The sequence below is a fragment of the Rhodanobacter terrae genome (assembly GCF_042657005.1).
Taxonomy (GTDB): domain Bacteria; phylum Pseudomonadota; class Gammaproteobacteria; order Xanthomonadales; family Rhodanobacteraceae; genus Rhodanobacter; species Rhodanobacter terrae.
The window spans coordinates 1-692 of record NZ_JBHSNG010000090.1; the positions used below are offsets into that span (position 1 = coordinate 1).

Here is a 692-nt window from a genome sequence, read left to right on the forward strand (position 1 = left end):
GCAGCTCGACGGGCGACACCACGCTAGACGGCGCCAACCTGATCGGCACGCTGGGCGCCTTCAATGCAGCCAGCTTCAGCCTGACCAACGCGCAGGCGCTGACGGTCAACGGCCCGCTGACGACCACCGGCGGCACGGGCAGCATCGGCCTGACCACCACCAGCGGTGCGCTCTCCATTGATCAGGACCTGAGCGGCGGCACGATCGCGCTGGACTCGGCGGCCAATCTGACGCTGGGCAACAACATCACCGGCAGCAATGTGACCCTGTCCTCGGCTGGCAGCATCAGCCAGACCGGCGGCATGCTGACAGCCGGAACCCTGTCAGGCAGCTCGGTGGGCAGCGCGACATTGAACCAGGTCAACCTGATCGGAAGCCTGGGCAATTTCACCGCGGCAGGTTTCAGCCTGACCGACGGTACGGGCCTCACCGTGACGGGCACGGTGGACGGCGGCGGCAGCGCCGCGCTGACGACTGCCAGCGGCAACCTGACCATCAACGGCAACGTCAACGGCACGGCCACGACACTGGCGTCGGCGGGAAACATCGGTGAAGGTGCCACTGGAGTGATCACGGCCGGCACGCTGACGGGCAGCTCGACGGGCGACACCACGCTAGACGGCGCCAACCTGATCGGCACGCTGGGCGCCTTCAATGCAGCCAGCTTCAGCCTGACCAACGCGCAGGCGCTG

1 pseudogene is annotated in these 692 nt (G+C 67.5%); it reads left to right on the forward strand.

Features of this window, described 5'->3' with window-relative positions:
- Window positions 1-692 (forward strand): annotated as a pseudogene (locus ACFPPB_RS20360) (hypothetical protein); the annotation flags it as partial.